Source organism: Vibrio pomeroyi, assembly GCA_041879425.1.
Lineage (GTDB): Bacteria > Pseudomonadota > Gammaproteobacteria > Enterobacterales > Vibrionaceae > Vibrio > Vibrio pomeroyi_A.
In genome coordinates this window covers 2,749,201-2,770,627 of record CP090854.1, presented here as the reverse complement: position 1 = coordinate 2,770,627, position 21,427 = coordinate 2,749,201, and the positions used below count along the sequence as shown (strand labels likewise).

The following is a 21,427-nucleotide window of genomic DNA, read 5'->3' as shown; positions in this document are numbered from 1 at the left end:
TTGATTAACTAAGTAAGTGAGCGTATCACTTATTTGATTTCAACTTGCTCTTCGCCAGCTTCAGCGTTTGCGATCTCACCGATAACCCAAGCGTTTTCGCCTTCAGCTTTCAGTAGTTCAACAGCAGCGTCTGCTTGATCTTTAGGTAGAGCAACAACTAGGCCAACACCACAGTTGAAAGTGCGGTACATTTCGAATGTCTCCACGTTACCTTTCTCTTGTAGCCAGCTGAAGATAGCAGGCCATTCCCAGCTCTTACCATCAATCACTGCTTTAGTACCTTCAGGAAGTACGCGTGGGATGTTTTCCCAGAAACCACCACCTGTGATGTGCGAGATAGCATGAATGTCATGCTCAGCAATCATCTTAAGTGCTGATTTGATGTAAATCTTAGTTGGTTCTAGTAGGTGTTCACCGATAGTGCGACCTTCTAGTTCTTCGTTCTTATCAGCACCAGAAACTTCTAGAACTTTACGAATCAAAGAGTAACCGTTTGAGTGTGGACCGCTTGAGCCAACAGCGATAAGTGCGTCGCCTGCTGCTACTTTAGTACCGTCGATGATGTCAGCTTTTTCTACAACGCCAACACAGAAGCCAGCTACGTCGTAGTCGTCGCCTCCGTACATGCCTGGCATTTCAGCCGTTTCACCGCCGATTAGTGCACAACCAGCTTGAACACAACCTTCAGCGATACCAGAAACAACGTCTGCTGCTGTATCTACATCTAGCTTACCTGTTGCGTAGTAGTCTAGGAAGAATAGCGGCTCACCACCTTGAACGATTAGGTCGTTCACACACATTGCCACTAGGTCGATACCAATGGTGTCGTGTTTTTTCAGATCCAAAGCAAGGCGAAGTTTAGTACCAACACCATCAGTACCTGAAACAAGTACCGGCTCTTTGTATTTCGTTGGAAGTTCACATAGGGCGCCAAAGCCACCAATACCGCCCATTACTTCAGGGCGACGAGTGCGTTTAACAGCACCTTTAATACGGTCTACTAGTGCATTACCTGCGTCGATATCAACACCAGCGTCTTTGTAGCTTAGAGAAGAAGTATTACCACTCACGGGATAGTCCTCGAACTTAAGTTGGATGTGAAAACGGCGCTATTCTAACAGGGCTTGATTACGAAGAGCAAACGTTTGCGCGGTTTTTTTTATTAGAATAAAGATTCTGAAATAACCACAAAGTTCGTGTATAATCTACAGGTTTGTTTAAATATTGCCGGAGTTGGAAATGAAAGTTGTTGAAGTGAAACACCCGCTAGTAAAACATAAAATTGGCCTGATGCGTGAAGGTGAGATTAGCACTAAGCGTTTTCGTGAGCTAGCGACAGAAGTGGGTAGCCTTCTAACATACGAAGCGACATCAGACTTTGAAACTGAGCGTGTAACTATTAATGGTTGGAACGGTCCAGTTGAAGTTGACCAAATTAAAGGTAAAAAAGTAACTGTAGTGCCAATCCTACGTGCTGGTCTAGGCATGATGGACGGCGTTCTTGAGCACATCCCAAGTGCACGTATCAGTGTTGTTGGTATCTACCGTGACGAAGAAACGCTTGAGCCAGTACCATACTTCAACAAGCTTGCATCTAACATCGACGAGCGTATTGCTCTAGTGGTAGACCCAATGCTTGCGACAGGTGGTTCTATGATCGCGACTATCGACCTGATGAAAGAGAAAGGTTGTAAGCACTTTAAGATTCTTGTGCTTGTTGCTGCTCCTGAAGGTATCGCTGCTCTAGAAAAAGCGCACCCAGACGTTGAGCTTTACACAGCTGCAATCGATGAGAAGCTAAACGACAAGGGCTACATTGTTCCTGGTCTTGGCGATGCTGGTGATAAGATCTTCGGTACTAAGTAATTCGGTTTCAGCTTAAGTGACTCTAAATCGTTTCTTAACTCGCTGAATTAGCCGTATTAATAAAAAGGGAGAGCATTCAATGCTCTCCCTTTTTTGATCTTGTTGGTTTGTGGTTCTTTTGAATCTAGCCTTACCGATGGATTAATCGATTTGAGCTTTGTCTACCACAGTGTTGTCACCTAGCTCTTCTGGAAGCACTAGGTTAAGTAGAATCGCCACGATACCGCACAAGCTTACGCCCTGTAGGCTGAAGTCACCGATACCAAAGGCCATGCCGCCAATACCAAAGACTAAAGTAATGCCCACAATCACAAGGTTACGTGATTTATGCAGGTCAACGTTGTTCTTGATAAGCGTGTTAAGACCCACTGTTGCGATAGAGCCAAACAGTAGAATCATGATGCCGCCCATTACAGGAACCGGAATCGTTTGAAGTAGTGCGCCTAGCTTACCAACCAATGCAAGAACGATGGCTGTTACAGCAGCCCAAGTCATGATTACTGGGTTGAATGCTTTCGTCAGCATTACTGCGCCTGTTACTTCACTGTAAGTAGTGTTTGGCGGAGCGCCCAGCATAGAAGCTGCGATTGTCGCCACGCCGTCACCTGTGATGGTGCGGTGTAAGCCTGGCTTCTTAAGGTAGTCTTTGCCTGTTACGTTAGAAATCGCAAGCATGTCACCAACGTGCTCAACGGCAGGTGCAATCGCAACAAATACCATGAAGAAGATAGCGTTAATGTTGAACTCAGGTGCTGTGAAGTTTGGCAGTGCCAACCAAGACGCTTGAGCTACTGGTGTGAAGTCTACCGCGCCGTATACCAAGCTAGTGATGTAACCCGCAACAATACCACCAAAGATAGGCAGTAGTTTTAGGAAGCCTTTCGAGAATACACTGATGACAATCGTTACTAGCAGTGAAATCGAAGAGATCCACAGTGCTGCGTCGGCATCAACAAGCTGAACCGCACCATCGCCAGTCTTACCAAGCGCCATGTTTACCGCAACAGGTGCCAGACCTAAACCGATAACCATGATCACAGGGCCAACGACGACGGGTGGAAGTAGCTTATGAATGAAGCCAACGCCTCTTACTTTAATCAGTGCACCCATCAATACATACACAACACCTGCCGCCATTAAGCCACCCATGGTTGCGCCAACGCCCCATGTTTGAATACCAAACATGATAGGAGCGATGAATGCAAAAGAAGACGCTAAGAAGATTGGCACTGAACGGCGTGTAATAAGTTGGAATAAAAGGGTACCGATACCTGCGCCAAAGAGTGCAACGTTAGGATCAAGTCCTGTTAGTAGCGGCACGAGTACAAGCGCACCAAAAGCTACGAACAGCATTTGCGCACCTTGCAAAGCATTTTTCATGATATGTCCTTAAAAATGGTCGTTATATGAAAAGTGAAAAATAAAATTCGCGGGATTCTATCACTTAGCAATCGATTGCTACACCAGATAGATCAAATTTATTTATCTTAGTGATGTTTTATATCCATCTAAGTTCGGAAAATTCAGTTTATAAGTTAGCGATTTATCATGGCCAGGTGATATTTTGTGGTTATTAAACACAGTGGGCGCTATCGACCTTGCCCCTCAATCCATAGTTGCTTATCATCAAGGCACAAGCTTTGAATATTAGGATCAATATGCGCTACATAGCATTGTTGTTGATGGGACTATTAGCCTCTCCGAGTTATGCCTTAACTCAAGTAGATATCTTTAGTGCTGAAGTTGCGATTAACGCTGAAGACAAACAGCCAGAACAAGTGGCAAGAAATACAGGTATGGAGCAGGTATTGATACGTGCGACTGGCCAAACTGATGTCGCTTCAAATGAAACGATTCAAAAGGCCATGCGCAAGAGTGCGCAGTACATGTCTCAAATGAGTTTTGGCGAAAGCAATGACCAATCAACATTGCGTATGCGTTTTAACGGTGCTCAAATCCGTTCTCTATTAACTCAAGCGCAATTGCCGTATTGGCCTGATACTCGTTCAAACATCTTGGTTTGGCTCGTAGAAGAAGACAGCTACGACAAAAATATTGTGTGGGAGCACTCGAACTCACAACTGGCTGCAGGCTTACAAGCGAACGCAAAAGAGCGTGGCTTGCCTTTGACGCTGCCTGTTGGTGATTTTGATGATATTACGGGTATTGCGACTTCTGATTTATGGGGAAGCTTTGTCACGCCAATCAGTAAAGCGAGTCAACGCTACCCAGTTGATGCTGTATTGGTGATTAAGGCTCAATCTTCAGGTCTACGTTGGACTCTGTACGACCAAAAACCAAGTCAATTGACGAGCGCACCAACATCGCCAGTGAGTGGTTCTTTATCGGGTAACAGCGCAACAACGTCTAAGAAGCTCGTCGACCAAATTAGTAACTACTACGCAGGCAAGAGTGCTGTGACGGTAGCAAGTGAATCATCAGAGTCGATTTTAACGCAGTTTATTAGCTTGAATAATGCTCAAGACTTCTTCCAGTTAGAGAACGCACTTAAGCGTCTAAACTCGGTTGCAAGCCTAGATATCCTTAAGATCCAAAACAACGAAGTGACTTTCCGTATTCACTTATTGTCGACTCAACAAGAGTTTGAACAAGAAGTTGAAAGCATCCGTCAAGTCGCGAAAGTTGAAGAGTCTTATATCGAGCCTGAGGTTAGCCCTGAGTTTGAAACGCAAGACAACACTATGTCTGTGGGTGATGACTCAACGAGCACAGTGACAAGCGACGAAACCGACTCAGGCGTGCAAGTGATTAAGGGCAACGAGGTATCTACAGATACTGAGCTAACCAGCGCTTCTGATACAACGTTAGATGAATCCAATACTGAAGAGTTAACTATCACTGCGCCAGTACATGCTAAGCCAAGCTTGGTCTATGAATGGGTTCGTTCGTAATTGTCTGCTGACATCAATGATTAAACCTAAACATTAAAAAAGCCCTGCAAGAGCGATCTTGAAGGGCTTTTTGTTTATCTAACGTCAGTTCAAGAGTAACGAATCAATATTACTGCTCGAATTTCGCTTTCTCTTTCTTTTCTACTTCAGAAAGGCGCTTCAGCTTGATGCCTAACTCTTTTGCACGAAAACGAGTAAATAAGATATTACCCACAAAGCCTAATGTCGTTAGAAGCAGTTCTACAGCCGCTAGCAAGCGTTCACCACCGTCTATATACAAGATGGTTAATGCATGTAGGAAGTAGAGCATTAAGACGAAGTTTGCCCAAGCATGCGTGTAAGGTTTAGCCGCTAGAATGCCCGGTAATGGCAGTAATAGCGGTACCGCCCAAGCAATCGCAAGCGTGGTATTACTCAGATGTGGATGCGGGGAAAGTGTCATCTGCCACGCCACGACCCAACCTAATAGTAATAAGTTGCCAGCTAAAGCAAGGTAGCGAAATAACTTTGTCTTGGGGGACATCGCCCTCTCGGCCATATACATCATTGAGAAATTCCCTTCTGGTTGATGGCGATGCGCGCTAAGCGTTTACCTAGATTCTGTGCCAACTCAATCTCTTCTTTGCTCAATGCAGCACTCTCTCCGGTACTGCTTGCACCGTAAGGTGTGCCACCGGTTTGAGTGGTGTGCAACGCAGGTTCTGAGTAGGGGATGCCTACGACTAACATGCCATGGTGAAGAAGTGGCAACATCATGCTTTGCTGTGTCGTCTCTTGGCCACCATGCAGTGATGAAGAAGAAGTAAAAACACAAGCTGGCTTATCGATAAGATCGCCATTGATCCACAGTGATGTCGTGCTATCCCAAAAGTGCTTCATTGGCCCTGCCATGTTACCAAACCAAACCGGACTGCCTAGCGCTAACCCATCACAAGAGCGTAACTCTTGTAATGTTGCAATTGGGTCGGTTGGCTGATGACGCGAATCGGGCTGCTCTTCTACTGTGTACACGTCGTTCACTGTTCTCAGCATAGCTTCACACTCAGAGATGGACTCCACCCCTCGTGCAATCTGTCTTGCTAAAGCTTGTGTGTTGCCGTGACGGCTGTAATAAAGAACAAGAATGTTAATGCTCATATTGGATTACAGAATCTCTAATACTTGCTCTGGTGGACGACCAATCTTTGCTTTGTTGTTCGCAACAACCACAGGGCGCTCGAACAGTTTTGGATTGGTTGCCATTGCTGAGAAAAGATCTTCATCAGTTACTGATGCATCACCCAAGTTTGCTTCTTTGTAATCCGCTTCTTTGGTACGCATCATCTCGCGAACACTGTCAAAACCCAGTTGAGTGAAAAGCACTTTCAGCTGCTCAACAGTTAAAGGCGTATCTAGGTACTTGATAACTTCAGGCTGTACACCGTTTGTTTCAAGTAGTTCAAGCGTTTGACGGCTCTTTGAGCAACGTGGATTATGATAAATCACGACAGACATGGTTCTTCCTCATTATTATTTTTGATTTCGTTATTCAGTAGAAGTCATTCGAGTGGCTTCATTGTATTCGTTGAGCGTTCTTTTTTTGTTACGAGTCTTTGCTAATCAATCCTACTTATTGCAGTGACAAGAAACGTTCACGCTGAATCATCAGCTGATCAATTCGAGCGTCGTAACGCGCTTGCTTTAGACTGCCTAGTTCTGCGATTTGGCTCGCCTGCGTGTAATACTGAATCGCTTTGTTCCAGTTGGCTTGTAGTGCCAAAATTTCTGCTCGAGCGGCAAGATCTTCGTCGCTGTTCCCAAGACTAGTGTTCGCTTTTGAAAGCAGGTGCCAGCCGTTGGTGTCGTTCGGGTTATCGTGCGTATAACGCTGCAATACGCGAACGGCTTCTGTAAGATCTTCTTTTTCGATTAAGGCATTCGCATAGTTAATGGTCAGAACTGGGTTGTTTGGTTGACGAACCAGCGCAGATTTAAGTTCTTTAATTGCAATCTCAGGCTGTTTTTTCTCAATGTGCAGATCGGAAATAGCATCTAAATAAAACAGGTTGGTCGGATCGCTGTTGATAAGCTTGGTCAGAATAGGCTCGGCTTTGTCTAGTTTCTTAGAGTCGAGATAAACCAGTGCTTGTCCGTATTCTAAAGATGGGACGATCTCTTTTGGTGCCTTTTTCAATTGACGTGAAAACCAGTCAAGTGACGCATCATTGTTGATACCTGCATAGCGCGCCACGATGCGGGCTCTTGCTAGGTGGTAATCCAGTGATGGAGCCAACTTCAATGGAGGATAGCTGCGTGCACGAGCGCGAGAGTCCGTAATACGGTCTTCTGGTAATGGGTGAGTCAGCAACATTGGTGGTGGTGTGCTTGCGTAGCGGTATTCGTCCGCTAAACGGCCGAAGAAACGTGGCATTGCATTCACATCAAAGCCAGCTTTTGCCAGTGTGTTGATACCAAAGCGGTCAGCTTCTTTCTCGTTGCTGCGCGTGTAGTTGATTTGGCTTTGCATGTTACCCGCAGTTGTTGCGGTTAAGGCTGCAATACCTGCTTCAGGGGCTGCAATCGCCAGTAACACTGAAGCCGCAAGTGCAGCGATGGTCGCTGGAGAACGACGAGCTTGATCTTCCATACTACGTGCTAAGTGACGCTGGGTAACGTGCGCGATTTCGTGTGCTAAGACAGATGCGAGTTCACTCTCGGATTGTGCGTGCAGGAATAGCCCTGAGTGCAAAGCCACATAACCACCAAAGAATGCGAAGGCGTTGATGTTGCGATCACGGATCATAAAGAACTGGAAAGGTGTCTTTACGTCATTTGCGTTCGCGACCAAACGGTGGCCCAGTGTATCGATATAAAGGTTTAGAACCGGGTCATTAACAATGGGCTGGCTGCTTCTGATGATGCGCATGTAGGCATCACCATAGATTAGTTCTTGGTCAATAGAGAGTGTGCCGCCAGCAGCGGTACCGATATCTGGTAGCTCCAAACTGTTGGTATTCGCCAACGTTGGGGTGCTTAATGTAGCTGCGATGCATAAGCAAGCAATTGAGCGAGCGCGTTTAAACATATTAGTCAGTAATACTCCGTTTCTTCTGACAGTAAGACAAGTGCGATGCAAATTGGTTCTTTATTTGATTTAACCTTTGCCAAGTGCGTGCGCTATCATGAAGGAAGATGAATGAATGATGGCGCGTTTTCAAAAACAGATTACAATACGACCCTTATAATAAGCATCGGGCTCAAGAATGACACCTAATATTCTAGATTTACGCCGGGAGCGCTGTCCAATGGCGCTATTATTAGCCAAGCGTCACAGTGTAAAGTTAGAAGTAGGGCAAACATTGTCAATTTATGTCTCTGATATCAGCTCGATGAAAGATATTGTTACGTTTTTATCTAAGCAAGCCTATGTCGTCGTCACTGAGGTTTGTTCTAATTACCACCATCTCCTCGTCACTAAAAAGGAATTGCAGTCAAATGCTTGAAATGGTCAATCGTTGGTATAAACGACGTTTCTCTGATCCCCACGCTGTCAGTTTGGTTGCCATCATTCTATTCGGCTTTATTACCATCTACTTCTTTGGTCACCTTATTGCGCCATTATTAGTGGCCATTGTGTTGGCTTACTTGCTTGAGTGGCCTGTTACCCAGCTTCAAAGACTCGGTGTTCCAAGAACTCCATCTGTGATGTTGGTGATCATGATGTTCTTTAGCGTGATGTTACTAGCGCTGTTTGGACTGGTACCAACGATTTGGGAACAAGTGGGTAACCTTATCAATGATATTCCAAGCATGTATGGTGGCTTGCAGAAGTTTATCGCAACCATTCCTGAGCGTTACCCTGAGCTAGCAAACCTGCAGATCGTTGAGTCGATTGTGTCTAACGCGAAAAACAAAGCACTAGGCTTTGGTGAAAGCGTTGTGAAAGGCTCTTTAGCTTCATTAGTGAGCTTGGCAACGTTAGCGGTTTACCTAATTCTTGTACCACTGCTTATCTTCTTCCTTTTGAAAGACAAAGAAGAGATGATCAGAATGGCAAGTGGCGTTCTACCTAAGAACCGCCGCCTGGCGACCAAGGTTTGGGTTGAGATGAACCAACAAATCTCGAACTACATTCGAGGAAAAGTGTTAGAAATTCTAATCGTTGGTGGCGTGAGCTACGTGACCTTTGCGATTCTGGATTTACGTTACTCAGCACTACTAGCTGTCGCGGTGGGTTTCTCGGTTCTAATTCCGTATATCGGTGCTGCGGCCGTGACGGTTCCAGTGGCAATTGTTGGCCTGTTCCAATGGGGCCTAGAGCCTCAGTTCTATTGGCTATTAGTTGCTTACGGCATCATTCAAGCTCTAGACGGCAACGTATTAGTGCCGGTTCTATTCTCAGAAGCTGTGAACCTGCACCCAGTCGCGATTATTGTTGCAGTATTGGTGTTTGGTGGTCTGTGGGGATTCTGGGGCGTGTTCTTTGCTATCCCACTGGCAACGCTAGTGAAAGCGGTTTGGAATGCCTTACCGAGTCATGCATTAGACGATGACCCTGAGCACTCGCACTAATTAGTGTCTTAACTTAAGCACTAACGAATACCCATTACGAAGAAGGCCGAATCTCAGTGAGATTCGGCCTTTTTAATTTGGTGTGTTGCTGAGGTTTATTCAGTTAAAAAGCTTTCTTTAACTTAGTGCTTTAACCAAAATCGACCATTAAGCTTCCTGATTGAAGTACTCTAGAACCACTTCGTGGTGAGTTTTGGTTTTGAACTTGTTGAAGACGTGTTCAATCTGACCTTCTTCATCAATTAGGAAGCTAATACGGTGCAGACCATCGTAGATCTTACCCATGAATTTCTTTTCACCCCAAACGCCAAACTGTTCAGCAACGCTGTGGTCTTCGTCAGACAGTAGTGTGAAGTTTAGAGATTTTTTCGCAACGAAGTTTGGTAGGCGTTTTACCGGGTCAACACTCACACCCAAAACAACCACGTTCAGGTCATCAAGCTGTGCTTTGATATCACGCAGGCCTTCTGCTTGCACAATACAACCTGGAGTCATTGCTTTTGGGTAGAAGTAGAAAAGTACTTTTTTACCTTTGAAGTCACCAAGAGATACGATATTGCCATCTTGATCTGGAAGAGAAAAAGCAGGTGCTGGAACACCAGCCGTTAGCGTATTCATGACATTTCCTTTTTAAAGACTGTTTTTGATAAAGTTGAGCGAGCCTTGGACTGATAGGCTCTGACACAGCGAATTGAATTCTTCTTGTAGCTGCATCAAATTACATTCTGATTGCACAGAAGCGGTAATAGAGATATGGAATTGGTCGTTATCGAGCTGAACCTTGGACTTATTGATGGTTTGCGCGCTAAGCGAATCGAGGCCGATGTTTCGGTCTGCGAAGAACTGAGTGAACTGCTCGGTTAGGCCGAGTTTGTCGTCTGACTCAACGAAAACTTCTAGCGTGTAGGAGTTCTCAATAACATCATGAGGCGAGGTTCGCTTCATAATCGTAATCAAGTCGTGCTCTTGACCAAGCAAGGGCAGGGTGGTTTCAACGCGGGTAATGTTATTTGCCTTTCCAGACAGTAGCATGATAAGCGTAAATTCTTCGCCAAACAGAGCGATACGGCTATCAATAATGTTACAGCCTGATTGGGTGACTAAATGAACCACTTGGTTGCATACACCTGGGCGATCAGTGCCCACAGCTGTGATTACTAGATGTTGAGTCATAAAATCACGTCTCTATATATTCCATTGATGCTTGCATGTTAGCACAGTTAGCCTGAGGAATAAGCGTATGGGCGGGGCTTTTTATGAGGCACCTTGCGTCTAATTGGTAACAAATGATAGGAATATCGAGAGCGTTAAAAACTGAGATGATAAAGTGAGGCGACAGCTTACTTGTTACTGACATCCAGTGATGCGCTATCCGCTAGATTGAGCGCAGGTTACCCAAATTTCAGGTATAACGCCGTTAGAAGTCGTTTTACCTCAAACATACGACAATATTTACTGCAGATGTTGCCGCTAAGCCACTTTAATGTCTTGTGTTTATTGATTGGCTTACAGTAACATGCAAAAAGAATAAATTAAGGGAGATAGACATGTTTTCAGGAAGTATCGTTGCGCTAGTTACGCCATTTAACGCAGATGGCGAAGTGGATTTCGACAGCCTTAAAAAGTTGGTTGATCACCATGTTGCTGCAGGTAGTGATGGTCTGGTTGCGGTTGGCACAACAGGTGAGTCTTCAACACTCACAATTGAAGAGCATGTCAAAGTCGTCAATAAGATCGTTGAATTTGCTGATGGTCGTATTCCTGTTATCGCTGGTACGGGTGCAAACGCAACTCACGAGTCAGTGCTATTCAGCCGTTTACTAAATGGTTCTGGTATTGCTGGTTGCCTGAGCGTAACGCCTTACTACAATAAACCGACTCAAGAAGGTTTGTACCAACACTACAAAGCGATTGCTGAAGTAAGTGACGTTCCTCAAATCCTATACAATGTACCGGGTCGTACTGCTGTAGACTTGTTACCAGAGACGGTTGCTCGCCTTGCTGAGATCGAAAACATCGTTGCACTTAAAGATGCGACGGGTGATCTCGACAGAATTGCAATTCACCGTGAACTTTGTGGCGAAGACTTTATCTTACTAAGTGGTGATGACTTAACAGGTCTAGAATTTGTTAAGCGTGGTGGCGATGGCGTGATCTCTGTAACTAACAACGTTGCAGCCGCTGATATGGCAACCATGTTCAAACTAGCGAAAGAAGGTAAGTTTGAAGAAGCAGAAGCGATCAATGAGCGTTTGATGCCTCTACATAAGAATTTGTTCGTTGAGTCTAACCCTATTCCCGTAAAATGGGCGGTTCATAAAATGGGTCTGATTGCTGAAGGTGGCTTACGTCTACCGCTGACTGAACTGTCAGAACCAGCTCAACCTGTTGTTGCTCAAGCAATGACTGAAGCGTGCATTTACTAAAACGTATGAAGTGATGCCGAAGCGAACCTTCGGCATTTAGGAGTATAAATGAAGTATTCTCACCAGCTAGTGATTGGGTCACTGGCTGTTTTCGTTCTTACAGCATGTTCTGGTAGCCCGACTCAACGTCGCCAAGCCAAAGATGATTTCGAATACTTAGAAACACCTGAGTTTTCACAATGGCAGTTGCCTGAAGATGCTCAGCCTCAGTTCTACCCAAATTTTGATATCCCAAGCGGTGAATTCAGTGGTGGTACAGGTCGTGAAGTGGATATTCGTCCACCACAACAAGTGCTTGAGCTGATCCCAGGGGCTCGTGCTGAGCGTCAAAATGGTGAAGTAACACTATGGCTTCTTCGCGCTGAAGAGGCAGACCGTGTATGGCAAACCGCTGTAGACATGCTAACTCAGCGTGGCATTGGCATTCGTGAGCAATCAGATAATGAGATTGAGACTGATTGGGTAACTTGGGTTTCTGAAGATGAAGATGTAGAGATTGGCAGCCGCTACTCTATCTCTCGCTTCCAAGCAAACAATCGCCACGGCTTCAAGATTAACCTAATTGATTGGCGTGAAGGCTCTGAAGTTAAGCCTGTAACGGCTACCAACAAAGAGCGTTACAACGCGTTCCTAACTAACTTAGTCATGGCTAAGTACGATGAAAACCTTCGTGCTGAAGCGGCGCTGAAAGCGCAAGAGTTGGTGAAGCGTATTCCAATTTCAATTGGTGCTGACCGTAGTGGTTTCCCTGTGATTATTGCTCGTACACCATACAATGTATTCTGGCAGCGTCTGCCAAGCTTGTTGCCTGCTATGGGCTTTGAGCTTGAAGAGCGCAACCAGTCTCAAGGTACAGTGAAAGCTAAGTACGCCGCGCCAGATGATGAGTTCTGGGAAGAAATTGGCCTACAGCCTATCGACTTAGCTCCAGGCACTTACAACTTCCTATTTGGTGACCTTGGCAACCGCACGTCGATCAACGTAACGGATGCATCAGGTAAGCCAGTAGAAGAAGAGCTGCTTAAATCAATGGTTCCGGTACTCGCGCATATAGCTGACCAAACCAAAGATGACAAAGAAGCGAAAGCTGAGTAGTCGCATTTAAGCCGTTTCAGAGCTGAGTAAAATCAGCTCTGTGATTAGCTAAAGCCAATAAAAAAGAGGACACACGGTGTCCTCTTTTTTTTGTATTCGTTTTCAGCAGTCTGTTGAGCAACCAGGCAGGATTTCCAAAGCAAAAAGGCTAAACGTCTTTGCTGTCTTTGGACTCTTCTTTTTGAGCTTTCTCTTGATTCTGCTTATCCAAGCGATTGAGCTTATCTAAGTCTCGCTCTGTTTTACCACGACCAGTCAGATCCATATTGGCGGTCTGTTTGAGAGCTGCGATGTTACCCACCACAACGCTAACCACGATGATGATGATAACCCAAGGGTTTGTAAGCCACTCCAACATAAGCGCTCCTAATGGCTGATGTTCGCTACGAAGCGCGCATAGATCTCGTCTAGCTGCTCCATAATAATCTCATACCCTAATATTGGCTTAGATTGGAGTTGCTTGCCAAGTAAAGTGGGAGATAACTGTGATAAACACGACTCCGAAACTCTACGATGGCTAATATGCCAAGGTTCTATCGCCACACCACCCAAATCTTGGCTGTAAGGAAAGAAGAACCCAAATTGCGCAGCATGAGCCGATAGCCACTCGTAAAACGCTTGCTGGTGGCCAGTTAGGTATTCCCATGGTTCTAATTGCAGCTGTATGCCTTCAGGTAAGTGGTTGCGAGCAAAGACATCGAAGTCACAACCCCAATGGTGACGACTCGCACCGGGAAGCGCAGACCATCTCAGGATAGCCGATAGCTTTTGCTGTTCAGTCAGTGTTGATGGATCAAGAGGTTGGCTTTCTGAATCTAATATCGGAGCTTCGCCAGAAAACTTACGGTTCCAAATCAGAGATTGCCTTTCATAGTCGCGAAAGCCACTGGCAATCTCCATTTTAAAACCAGCGAGCTGAGCAGCTTCAATCAAATTGTGCAGGTCATTTTTAACCTCACTGTGGACCAAGAAGGTCTTGGTGCCGATCAGGCTAGGCTCTAGATGAGAATCTGATTGCCCGGTAAGCTGCTCTGGGGTCATAACGAGCCTCTCAATAATTAGATGCTATGAATCGCTGATGAAAGACTATTTAGCGAACAGGTTCACTAATGTTCTTTCGTACATGTCAGTTAGCTTTTCTAAATCAGCTACTTTCACGCATTCGTTAACCTTGTGAATCGTTGCATTCACAGGCCCTAGCTCAACCACTTGTCCGCCCATACGCGCAATAAAGCGACCATCAGACGTACCACCAGTCGTTAGTAGTGCAGGTTTAACATCATTGACGTGACCCACAGCATCAACAATAGCATCAAGCAGTGAACCTGCGTCTGTTAAGAACGGGTCGCCATTGAATGTCCACTTAAGGTCGTATTCGAAATCATACTTGTCGAGTGTCGTTGTGATGCGCTCAACGATGATGTCGTTGCTTAGTTCGGTACTAAAACGCAGGTTAAACTGAACATTAAACTCACCAGGAATCACGTTTGAAGCGCCAGTACCCGCACTCACATTTGGAATCTGGAAACTGGTTGGTGGGAAGTAATCATTACCTTTGTCCCACTCAGTTGTTGCAAGCTCATTAATAGCAAGCAGAGAGCTGTGTACTGGGTTGTTTGCTAGGTGAGGGTAGGCAACATGACCTTGTGTACCCTTAATCGTTAGATCGCCTGTTATAGAGCCACGACGGCCGTTCTTTACAACGTCACCCACAAACTCAGTACTTGATGGTTCACCAACAATACACATGTCGATGTTCTCACCGCGTGCCATCAGTGTTTCAACAACACGTACGGTACCGTTGATGAATGGGCCTTCTTCATCCGATGTGATGAGGAAACCGATTGAACCTGTGTGGTCTGGATGCTCCGCAATGAACTGTTCTACCGCAACAATCATTGAAGCCAGAGAGCCTTTCATGTCTGCTGCGCCGCGGCCATGTAGGAAACCGTCTACGATAGTCGGTTCGAATGGTTTAGTGTTCCACTGCTCAATCGGGCCTGCAGGAACAACATCAGTGTGGCCTGCAAAGGCAAACAGAGGTGCTTCGGTACCACGACGAGCCCAAAAGTTGGTAGTATCTTCAAATACCATTACTTCGATTTCAAAACCGAGTGCTTTTAAGCGATTAATCATCAGTTCTTGGCAGCCCGCGTCTTCAGGGGTTACCGATTGACGGCTAATGAGGTCTTTTGCCAGAGCCAAAGTTGGGCTATCTGTCATCCTTGAATTCCTTGTTTAAATAAAACGTCTAGTCATTAATTTCAGGCGTTGAACAGAGGGAAGTTCAACGCTTTGTTATCTGTTCTAATATCGCTGATTACGCAAAAATAGCAGCGTATTGGTCTGCTTTGAAGCCAATATGAAGCTTGCCATCGACTTTCAAGATAGGACGCTTAATCATTGCTGGTTGTTCAACAAGCAGAGCGACGGCTTTTTCTTCCGTTAATGTGTCTTTTTGCTCTTGAGAAAGTTGGCGATAAGTCGTACCACGTTTGTTTAGCACAAGCTCCCAACCAAGCTCTGAACAGAAGCTTGTTACTAACTCTTCTGTGATGCCTTGTTTGCGATAATCGTGAAATTCGAACTCGATACCTTCAGCTTCGAGCCATTTCTTTGCTTTTTTGATGGTGTCGCAATTTGGGATACCAAACATAGTGATAGTCATTATTCTTCCTTTGGGTGATTTTATTTCATTGTTATGAGTTGAATCCTATCAGGAAGCAGCAATTCAGACAAAATAGAGTGAGGAATATTTCATTGAGCGAAAAAAAACAGTAAGAAAATGTCACTATTGGAGACTTATTGATCAGCCTCAACATGTTGTCAGCGAAAAAAGAAATAATTGAGTTGCACATATATAGGAGGTGTCAATGGAGTTGAGTCCTGTTTTTGCAAGGCGGCTATATTTAGCATTGTTAGTCGAAAGCCTTGATAGGCCAAATGTGCCTAAACTCATCGAAAAAACGGGTTGGCCTCGTCGTACTATTCAAGATGTACTCAAGGCGTTACCGGGGATCGGTATCGAACTTATGTTTGTTCAAGATGGGCGACGTCATAATGATGGTTATTACCAGTTATCCGACTGGGGACCATTTGACAGTCAGTGGGTTCTAGAACGTAAAGGCGATATAGCAACAAGCCTTGGATTTAGTGCATAAGCCAGCGAAAGCTGGCTTTCTTTTGGGCTTCATAAAATCGAAGCATACCGATATGCCGATTTAATTGCTTACTCACACAGGTAGGCTGTACCGAGCATAGTCACGGAAGTGCTGAAATCTTGAGGTAGGGTAAAGATAACGGTGTCTGCGCCTAGCTCAATGGCATTCGACTTAAGTTCATTCACCGCACCTTGAATCAGGGTGTCATTGGGAAAGAACAAGTAGCTGTACCAGTGGCCTTCGCTACCAGTGACTTCCCCTTTATACTCACACTGCTCGATGTTAATCAGGCCATGGTAATCCATTTGTACCTTGTCCGCTTTACTATGAGGCGTTGATGTGGGTGTGGTACACCCGAGTAACATGCTACTCATAGCCAAAGCGGCTAATTCCTTTTTCATACGTTTACCCTGCTATTGCATCAAATAAATCGCGAAGCCTACCCAGCTTGCAATCAGTAGTAACCACGGCAGTTTATTGGCGTGATTTGATGATGTATCAACACTTATTTCAACCGTGTCTTCTTGGTTTTGGTTAGCTTGTTGAGTCTGCTTCTCTTTCTGTACGCGCTTCTTCGCTTTATCGGCTTGGCGGCTGCGTTCTTTTTGCTGTTTCTTATACAGTGCGATGCCTTTCTCGATACCCTGCGCAATCAGTTTAGTTTGTTCTTTGGTTTGAGCTGGCTTTTGAGTCGCTTTGGCTATCTTCAGTGCTTCTTGTTGAGATTCAACAGACGGCGTATTAGTTTTCTTTTTCATACTGAGTTCGATAATTAAAACGGATTGGCTACTAAGATAACGCAAAGCTAGTTAAGTATGAATGATTTGCGTTAAAGTGTTGGTTTGAAAATAAGTGAAAGTGAGATTTGTGCGGTACTCCATAGAACAATACGACAAGCACGGCTTTTTGAAAGCCCCAATCTTGCTCTGGTTAGGTTGGCTGTTTCTTGCGAAAGCCTTGGTCGTTTTCATTGTTGCAGGCGCAAGCCGAGAATCGGGAACCGATATCCTTGAGATAATCTACCCAGACCATCAGATGTTTTATGTTGGAATTGCATTGAGTGTTCCTAGTTTGCTACTGATGTGGTTATTTGGGCTAAGATCTCCAGATAGAAAACGCCTTAACAAAGTCGTTTCATGGGGACGCGGGGTGACCATTATGGCTATCTTGGCACAGAGCTCCCATACGATTTATTTAATCTATTTGGATAACGGATGGTTTCGTTGGTCAAATGGCATCACCCTATTGTTGCTGCTGTGGTTAGCGCTTTATCTAACTAATAGCCATGCTGCAAGGGATTGCTTTAAAGTGGTTGAGCTCGAAGACTGATTCTCATCAAAACATTTGTCCCATTCACAATTATACTTAGAAGCTAAAACTGGAAGGAATAATCTATGCTTAATGTTTCAAATGAGCAGCCTAACGTTCAAAGTGCTATTTTGCCTGAAGCTGGGCCTTTCGCTCTTTACGTTCAACTTAAAGTGAACGCTAACACTGCTAATGTACTAGCAGAAATTCAAAAGCTTCCGACTCTAATCGACGAGCTAAACCAAACTCAACCTGATGCAAACCTAACGGCGTCGGTTGCGTTCTCAAAAGCTTTTTGGGATAAGTTCGAGCAAGCAGCTCCCTCTGATCTAATTGATTTCCCTGCGCTTGGTGAAGGTGATGTTACAGCACCGAGCACACTGTCTGATGTTTTGATTCACTGTCACTCAAACCGACATGATCTGCATTTCTTCATCCTACGTAAATTGCTATCTGAAGTAGCAGCAGACGTGGAAGTTGTGGATGAAACTTACGGTTACCGCTTCCTAGACTCACGTGACATGACTGATTTCGTTGATGGCACTGAAAACCCGAAAGATGCACAGCGCGCTGAAGTGGCGATTGTTCCTGAAGGTGAATTCGCAGGTGGTAGCTACGTGATGGTTCAACGCTTTGTGCATAACCTACCTGCTTGGAACCGATTAAACGTATCGGCGCAAGAGAAAGTGGTTGGCCGTACTAAGCCAGATTCTATCGAGCTAGATGATGTTCCAGCGGCGTCTCACGTTGGCCGTGTGGATATCAAAGAAGAAGGCAAGGGCCTTAAAATCGTTCGTCACAGCCTGCCTTACGGCACAGCAACGGGCGATCACGGCTTACTGTTCATTGCTTACTGTAACGTTCGTCATAACTTTGATGCGATGTTAGAGAGCATGTACGGCGTAACCGATGGCAAAACAGACCAACTGCTTCGCTTTACTAAAGCCGTTACTGGCGCTTACTATTTTGCTCCTTCAACTGAGATGTTGAGTGCATTAACGATTAAGTAAGTCGTCTCAAAAAGAATAAATAAAGGGAGCCTCAGGGCTCCTTTTTTATTAAAGCTTTATATGAATTGGTCGATATAAGAGCAATCGTGAGTTCTATTCATCTTTTTGTAAGTGAAGGTCTATGGCTATAACTGTTAATACAAATGTCTCAGCGCTGGTGGCTCAGAGAAACCTCTCTAATGCTAACAACATGCTGAACCAATCTTTGGAGCGCTTAGCTTCAGGGAGTCGTATTAACAGCGCTAAAGACGACGCTGCAGGCCTACAAATCTCGAATCGACTTGAAGCGCAGATGAGTGGTATTGATGTCGCAGTTCGAAATGCGAATGATGGCATCTCTATTATGCAGACCGCAGAAGGCGCGATGAACGAAACTACCAATATCATGCAACGCATGCGTGACTTGTCTCTACAAGCGAGCAACGGTTCAAATAGTCAGTCCGAAAGAGCGGCGATTCAAGAAGAAATTACTGCCTTAAACGATGAGCTGAATCGTATCGCAGAGACCACTTCATTTGGTGGTAAAAAGCTGCTTAACGGTAGTTTTGGTAGTACCTCATTTCAGATAGGTGGCAGTTCTGGTGAAGCGGTTCAAATCGGCCTCAAAAACATGCGTACCGATGACATCAACATGGGCGGTTTTAGTTATGTCGCGAACGGCATGGCCAATGACTCGTGGGAAGTAAAACCCAACCAGAATGATATGACGATGTCGTTTACCGATCGTTTTGGTCAGCCTCAAGAGATCACCATTAATGCGAAAGCGGGTGACGACATTGAAGAGTTGGCGACCTACATTAATGGTCAAACGGATCTGGTTTCGGCTTCGGTTAATGATGATGGGCAACTTCAGATCTACATGTCTGGTGAAGATACCGCAGGCACGATTTCTTTTTCAGGTTCGTTAGCCAGTGAGCTTTCGATGTCAGCGGGTTATTACGAATCTGTCGATGACATCAATGTGACCGATGTGGGTGGCGCGCAGCGTGCTGTTTCTATTTTAGACACAGCCATGAAGTATGTGGACAGTCATCGTTCTGAATTAGGCGCAATGCAAAACCGCTTTGATCATGCGATTAATAATCTCGAAAATGTTCATGAGAACTTGGCGACATCAAATAGCAGAATCAAAGATACCGATTACGCCAAAGAAACTACTCAAATGCTTAAGCAACAAATTTTGCAGCAGGTGAGCACCACCATACTGGCTCAAGCAAAGCAGGCGCCGAACCTTGCCTTAACCTTATTAGGCTAGTAAATCACCTCTAATCTTATAAAGACATTTCAGCTTAATCAGTCCATTTGGTTAATTAGAATACAAATTATCGCTCGGCCGACTTCTCGGCAACTTTAGCGTTTTTCTCATCTTTTTTTGATATTTTTACTGCCAGTCACGCTTTTTTCTCCTTAATCGCTATTTCTTTAATTTTGTTGTTTTTTTCCTAAAGGTTTCGCCAATCACGCCGTTATTAAAAGTAACTTAGAGATAACTACTTGGTTTTCCGAGACGTCGGAAACCGCTATACCGGAAAATCAATTGGAGAAGTCACCATGGCAGTGAATGTAAATACAAACGTATCAGCGATGACAGCGCAACGTTACCTAAACAACGCAAACAGCGCACAACAAACATCAATGGAGCGTCTAGCTTCAGGTTCTAAAATCAACAGCGCAAAAGATGACGCTGCAGGCCTACAAATCTCGAACCGTTTGAACGTTCAGAGTCGTGGTCTTGATGTTGCTGTACGTAACGCGAACGATGGTATCTCTATTGCACAAACTGCTGAAGGTGCAATGAACGAGACAACGAACATCCTGCAACGTATGCGTGATTTGTCTCTGCAATCTTCAAACGGCTCAAACTCAAAATCTGAGCGTGTAGCGATTCAAGAAGAAGTAACAGCACTGAACGACGAGCTAAACCGTATCGCGGAGACGACGTCTTTCGGTGGTAACAAGCTGCTTAACGGTACTCACGGTACTAAGTCATTCCAAATCGGTGCAGACAACGGTGAAGCGGTAATGCTTCAACTGAAAGATATGCGCTCTGATAACGCTCAGATGGGTGGTAAGAGCTACCAAACTGAGAACGCGAAAGACAAAGACTGGAACGTTCAAGCGGGTTCTAACGACCTGAAATTGTCGTTCACTGATAACTTTGGTCAAGCACAAGAAATCGACATCAGCGCAAAAGCGGGTGACGACATCGAAGAGCTAGCGACTTACATCAACGGTCAACAAGATTCTGTTAAAGCGTCAGTTACTGAAGACGGCAAGCTACAAATGTTCACAGGCAACAACAAAGTGAGCGGCGATGTGTCTTTCTCTGGCGGCCTTGCTGGTGAGTTAGGTATTCAAGCAGCTAAAGATGTAACGGTTGATACTATCGACGTAACATCTGTTGGCGGCGCACAAGAGTCTGTAGCAGTCATCGATGCGGCACTTAAGTATGTAGACAGCCACCGTGCTGAGCTAGGTGCTTTCCAAAACCGTTTCGACCACGCAATCAGCAACTTAGACAACATTAACGAGAACGTTAACGCATCTAAGAGCCGTATTAAAGATACCGACTTCGCGAAAGAAACGACTCAGATGACTAAGTCTCAGATCCTTTCTCAAGCTTCAAGCTCGATTCTTGCTCAAGCGAAGCAAGCTCCGAACTCGGCACTTAGCCTACTAGGTTAATCGATTGAAAAGCCACGTTGACCAATAGTGTTGACGCAAGGCTTCCACAAATTAGCTCGTGGTGAGAGATGAGCGCTAAACAGACCCAGCTTCGGCTGGGTTTTTTATTGCCTGTAATTTGGCGAAGTGGAGAATTTAGGGCGGTGGTAAAGGCCAAAAGCGAGATTCCCTATCACGTTCGTTCCTCACTGTAGGGAATGACGGGGATAGTGTGGTATTGAGCTTTTGCTTACTTCAATCTAAGCCTTTAGTCGTCATCTCAGAATCGAGTAGAACGAGGTATCAGAGATCTGTTGTTTGTTAAAAATCACAAGTGTAATTCGATGTATGGACGAAATGCATTGAATAGCGCTTAACAACGTTTAGTTAAAACCTAATCGAATAGTAGGGTGTAAACGGACATTGTAGTTGTG

Annotated in this window: 25 protein-coding genes; 11 read left to right on the top strand and 14 right to left on the bottom strand. The window is 45.0% G+C overall.

Annotation, left to right across the window (positions count from 1 at the left end; translation table 11 throughout):
* Window positions 1-29: 29 nt before the first annotated feature.
* On the bottom strand, window positions 30-1,070 hold the full coding sequence (purM, locus tag L0992_12070; protein ID XGB66449.1) for a phosphoribosylformylglycinamidine cyclo-ligase: 1,041 nt from the start codon (window positions 1,068-1,070) through the stop codon (window positions 30-32).
* A 169-nt stretch (window positions 1,071-1,239) separates the two neighbouring features.
* Here purM and upp point away from each other — a divergent pair, with 169 nt between their 5' ends.
* Window positions 1,240-1,866 (top strand): uracil phosphoribosyltransferase, encoded by a 627-nt coding sequence (upp, locus tag L0992_12065; GenBank protein XGB66448.1) that lies wholly within the window; start codon window positions 1,240-1,242, stop codon window positions 1,864-1,866.
* A 141-nt stretch (window positions 1,867-2,007) separates the two neighbouring features.
* Here the strand turns inward: upp and L0992_12060 are convergent, their stop codons facing one another.
* Window positions 2,008-3,246, bottom strand: coding sequence for a uracil-xanthine permease family protein (locus L0992_12060; GenBank protein XGB66447.1), 1,239 nt, complete (start codon window positions 3,244-3,246; stop codon window positions 2,008-2,010).
* A gap of 278 nt (window positions 3,247-3,524) precedes the next feature.
* Here L0992_12060 and L0992_12055 point away from each other — a divergent pair, with 278 nt between their 5' ends.
* Window positions 3,525-4,778: a DUF2066 domain-containing protein gene (locus L0992_12055; protein ID XGB66446.1), complete on the top strand. Its 1,254-nt coding sequence runs from the start codon at window positions 3,525-3,527 to the stop codon at window positions 4,776-4,778.
* Window positions 4,779-4,887: 109 nt separating this feature from the next.
* On the opposite strand, the gene L0992_12050 is transcribed toward L0992_12055, so the two are convergent.
* From L0992_12050 to L0992_12035, 4 genes are all read right to left on the bottom strand, one after another.
* Window positions 4,888-5,325, bottom strand: a complete 438-nt coding sequence (locus L0992_12050) for a DUF2069 domain-containing protein (GenBank protein XGB66445.1) — start codon at window positions 5,323-5,325, stop codon at window positions 4,888-4,890.
* Window positions 5,322-5,915, bottom strand: a complete 594-nt coding sequence (wrbA, locus tag L0992_12045) for an NAD(P)H:quinone oxidoreductase (GenBank protein XGB66444.1) — start codon at window positions 5,913-5,915, stop codon at window positions 5,322-5,324. Before wrbA ends, L0992_12050 begins: the two co-directional genes overlap by 4 nt.
* 6 nt (window positions 5,916-5,921) lie before the next feature.
* On the bottom strand, window positions 5,922-6,272 hold the full coding sequence (gene arsC, locus L0992_12040) for an arsenate reductase (glutaredoxin) (protein ID XGB66443.1): 351 nt from the start codon (window positions 6,270-6,272) through the stop codon (window positions 5,922-5,924).
* Window positions 6,273-6,387: 115 nt separating this feature from the next.
* On the bottom strand, window positions 6,388-7,842 hold the full coding sequence (locus L0992_12035) for a M48 family metallopeptidase (GenBank protein ID XGB66442.1): 1,455 nt from the start codon (window positions 7,840-7,842) through the stop codon (window positions 6,388-6,390).
* Between the two features lie 178 nt (window positions 7,843-8,020).
* On the opposite strand from L0992_12035, the gene L0992_12030 reads away from it, so the two are divergent.
* Both L0992_12030 and L0992_12025 read left to right on the top strand, forming a co-directional pair.
* Window positions 8,021-8,260, top strand: a complete 240-nt coding sequence (locus tag L0992_12030) for a sulfurtransferase TusA family protein (protein XGB66441.1) — start codon at window positions 8,021-8,023, stop codon at window positions 8,258-8,260.
* Window positions 8,253-9,329: an AI-2E family transporter gene (locus L0992_12025; protein XGB66440.1), complete on the top strand. Its 1,077-nt coding sequence runs from the start codon at window positions 8,253-8,255 to the stop codon at window positions 9,327-9,329. The genes L0992_12030 and L0992_12025 overlap by 8 nt, the downstream gene beginning before the upstream one ends.
* 147 nt (window positions 9,330-9,476) lie before the next feature.
* Here L0992_12025 and bcp read toward each other — a convergent pair whose 3' ends face one another.
* Both bcp and L0992_12015 read right to left on the bottom strand, forming a co-directional pair.
* Window positions 9,477-9,947, bottom strand: coding sequence for a thioredoxin-dependent thiol peroxidase (gene bcp, locus L0992_12020; GenBank protein ID XGB66439.1), 471 nt, complete (start codon window positions 9,945-9,947; stop codon window positions 9,477-9,479).
* A 12-nt stretch (window positions 9,948-9,959) separates the two neighbouring features.
* Window positions 9,960-10,502 carry a glycine cleavage system protein R gene (locus tag L0992_12015; GenBank protein XGB66438.1) on the bottom strand — a complete coding sequence of 181 codons (543 nt, stop codon included), beginning with the start codon at window positions 10,500-10,502 and terminating at the stop codon, window positions 9,960-9,962.
* Window positions 10,503-10,876: 374 nt separating this feature from the next.
* Between L0992_12015 and dapA the strand changes: the two genes are divergently transcribed.
* Window positions 10,877-11,755 carry a 4-hydroxy-tetrahydrodipicolinate synthase gene (gene dapA / locus L0992_12010; GenBank protein ID XGB66437.1) on the top strand — a complete coding sequence of 293 codons (879 nt, stop codon included), beginning with the start codon at window positions 10,877-10,879 and terminating at the stop codon, window positions 11,753-11,755.
* Window positions 11,756-11,803: 48 nt separating this feature from the next.
* Window positions 11,804-12,850 carry an outer membrane protein assembly factor BamC gene (gene bamC, locus L0992_12005; GenBank protein XGB66436.1) on the top strand — a complete coding sequence of 349 codons (1,047 nt, stop codon included), beginning with the start codon at window positions 11,804-11,806 and terminating at the stop codon, window positions 12,848-12,850.
* A gap of 148 nt (window positions 12,851-12,998) precedes the next feature.
* Here the strand turns inward: bamC and L0992_12000 are convergent, their stop codons facing one another.
* The 4 genes from L0992_12000 to L0992_11985 form a co-directional block, all read right to left on the bottom strand.
* Window positions 12,999-13,208 carry a DUF2897 family protein gene (locus L0992_12000; protein XGB66435.1) on the bottom strand — a complete coding sequence of 70 codons (210 nt, stop codon included), beginning with the start codon at window positions 13,206-13,208 and terminating at the stop codon, window positions 12,999-13,001.
* An 8-nt stretch (window positions 13,209-13,216) separates the two neighbouring features.
* Window positions 13,217-13,891, bottom strand: a complete 675-nt coding sequence (locus L0992_11995; GenBank protein ID XGB66434.1) for a M15 family metallopeptidase — start codon at window positions 13,889-13,891, stop codon at window positions 13,217-13,219.
* 45 nt (window positions 13,892-13,936) lie between these two features.
* On the bottom strand, window positions 13,937-15,073 hold the full coding sequence (gene dapE, locus L0992_11990; protein XGB66433.1) for a succinyl-diaminopimelate desuccinylase: 1,137 nt from the start codon (window positions 15,071-15,073) through the stop codon (window positions 13,937-13,939).
* A gap of 97 nt (window positions 15,074-15,170) precedes the next feature.
* A complete protein-coding gene (locus tag L0992_11985; GenBank protein XGB66432.1) occupies window positions 15,171-15,518 on the bottom strand; it encodes an ArsC family reductase in 348 nt (115 codons plus the stop codon).
* Between the two features lie 205 nt (window positions 15,519-15,723).
* Here L0992_11985 and L0992_11980 point away from each other — a divergent pair, with 205 nt between their 5' ends.
* Window positions 15,724-16,011 (top strand): helix-turn-helix domain-containing protein, encoded by a 288-nt coding sequence (locus tag L0992_11980; protein ID XGB66431.1) that lies wholly within the window; start codon window positions 15,724-15,726, stop codon window positions 16,009-16,011.
* A gap of 68 nt (window positions 16,012-16,079) precedes the next feature.
* On the opposite strand, the gene L0992_11975 is transcribed toward L0992_11980, so the two are convergent.
* On the bottom strand, window positions 16,080-16,412 hold the full coding sequence (locus L0992_11975) for a DUF4156 domain-containing protein (protein XGB66430.1): 333 nt from the start codon (window positions 16,410-16,412) through the stop codon (window positions 16,080-16,082).
* Window positions 16,413-16,424: 12 nt separating this feature from the next.
* Window positions 16,425-16,769, bottom strand: coding sequence for a DUF2956 domain-containing protein (locus L0992_11970; protein ID XGB66429.1), 345 nt, complete (start codon window positions 16,767-16,769; stop codon window positions 16,425-16,427).
* A 109-nt stretch (window positions 16,770-16,878) separates the two neighbouring features.
* Here L0992_11970 and L0992_11965 point away from each other — a divergent pair, with 109 nt between their 5' ends.
* From L0992_11965 to L0992_11950, 4 genes are all read left to right on the top strand, one after another.
* On the top strand, window positions 16,879-17,340 hold the full coding sequence (locus tag L0992_11965) for a DUF2919 domain-containing protein (GenBank protein ID XGB66428.1): 462 nt from the start codon (window positions 16,879-16,881) through the stop codon (window positions 17,338-17,340).
* Window positions 17,341-17,405: 65 nt separating this feature from the next.
* The gene (locus L0992_11960) at window positions 17,406-18,329 is read left to right on the top strand and encodes a Dyp-type peroxidase (protein ID XGB66427.1); all 924 of its coding nucleotides are present in this window, start codon (window positions 17,406-17,408) and stop codon (window positions 18,327-18,329) included.
* Between the two features lie 121 nt (window positions 18,330-18,450).
* Complete coding sequence (locus L0992_11955; protein XGB66426.1) at window positions 18,451-19,584, top strand: flagellin; 1,134 nt, start codon at window positions 18,451-18,453, stop codon at window positions 19,582-19,584.
* Window positions 19,585-19,880: 296 nt separating this feature from the next.
* The gene (locus L0992_11950; protein ID XGB66425.1) at window positions 19,881-21,014 is read left to right on the top strand and encodes a flagellin; all 1,134 of its coding nucleotides are present in this window, start codon (window positions 19,881-19,883) and stop codon (window positions 21,012-21,014) included.
* Window positions 21,015-21,427: the final 413 nt, after the last annotated feature.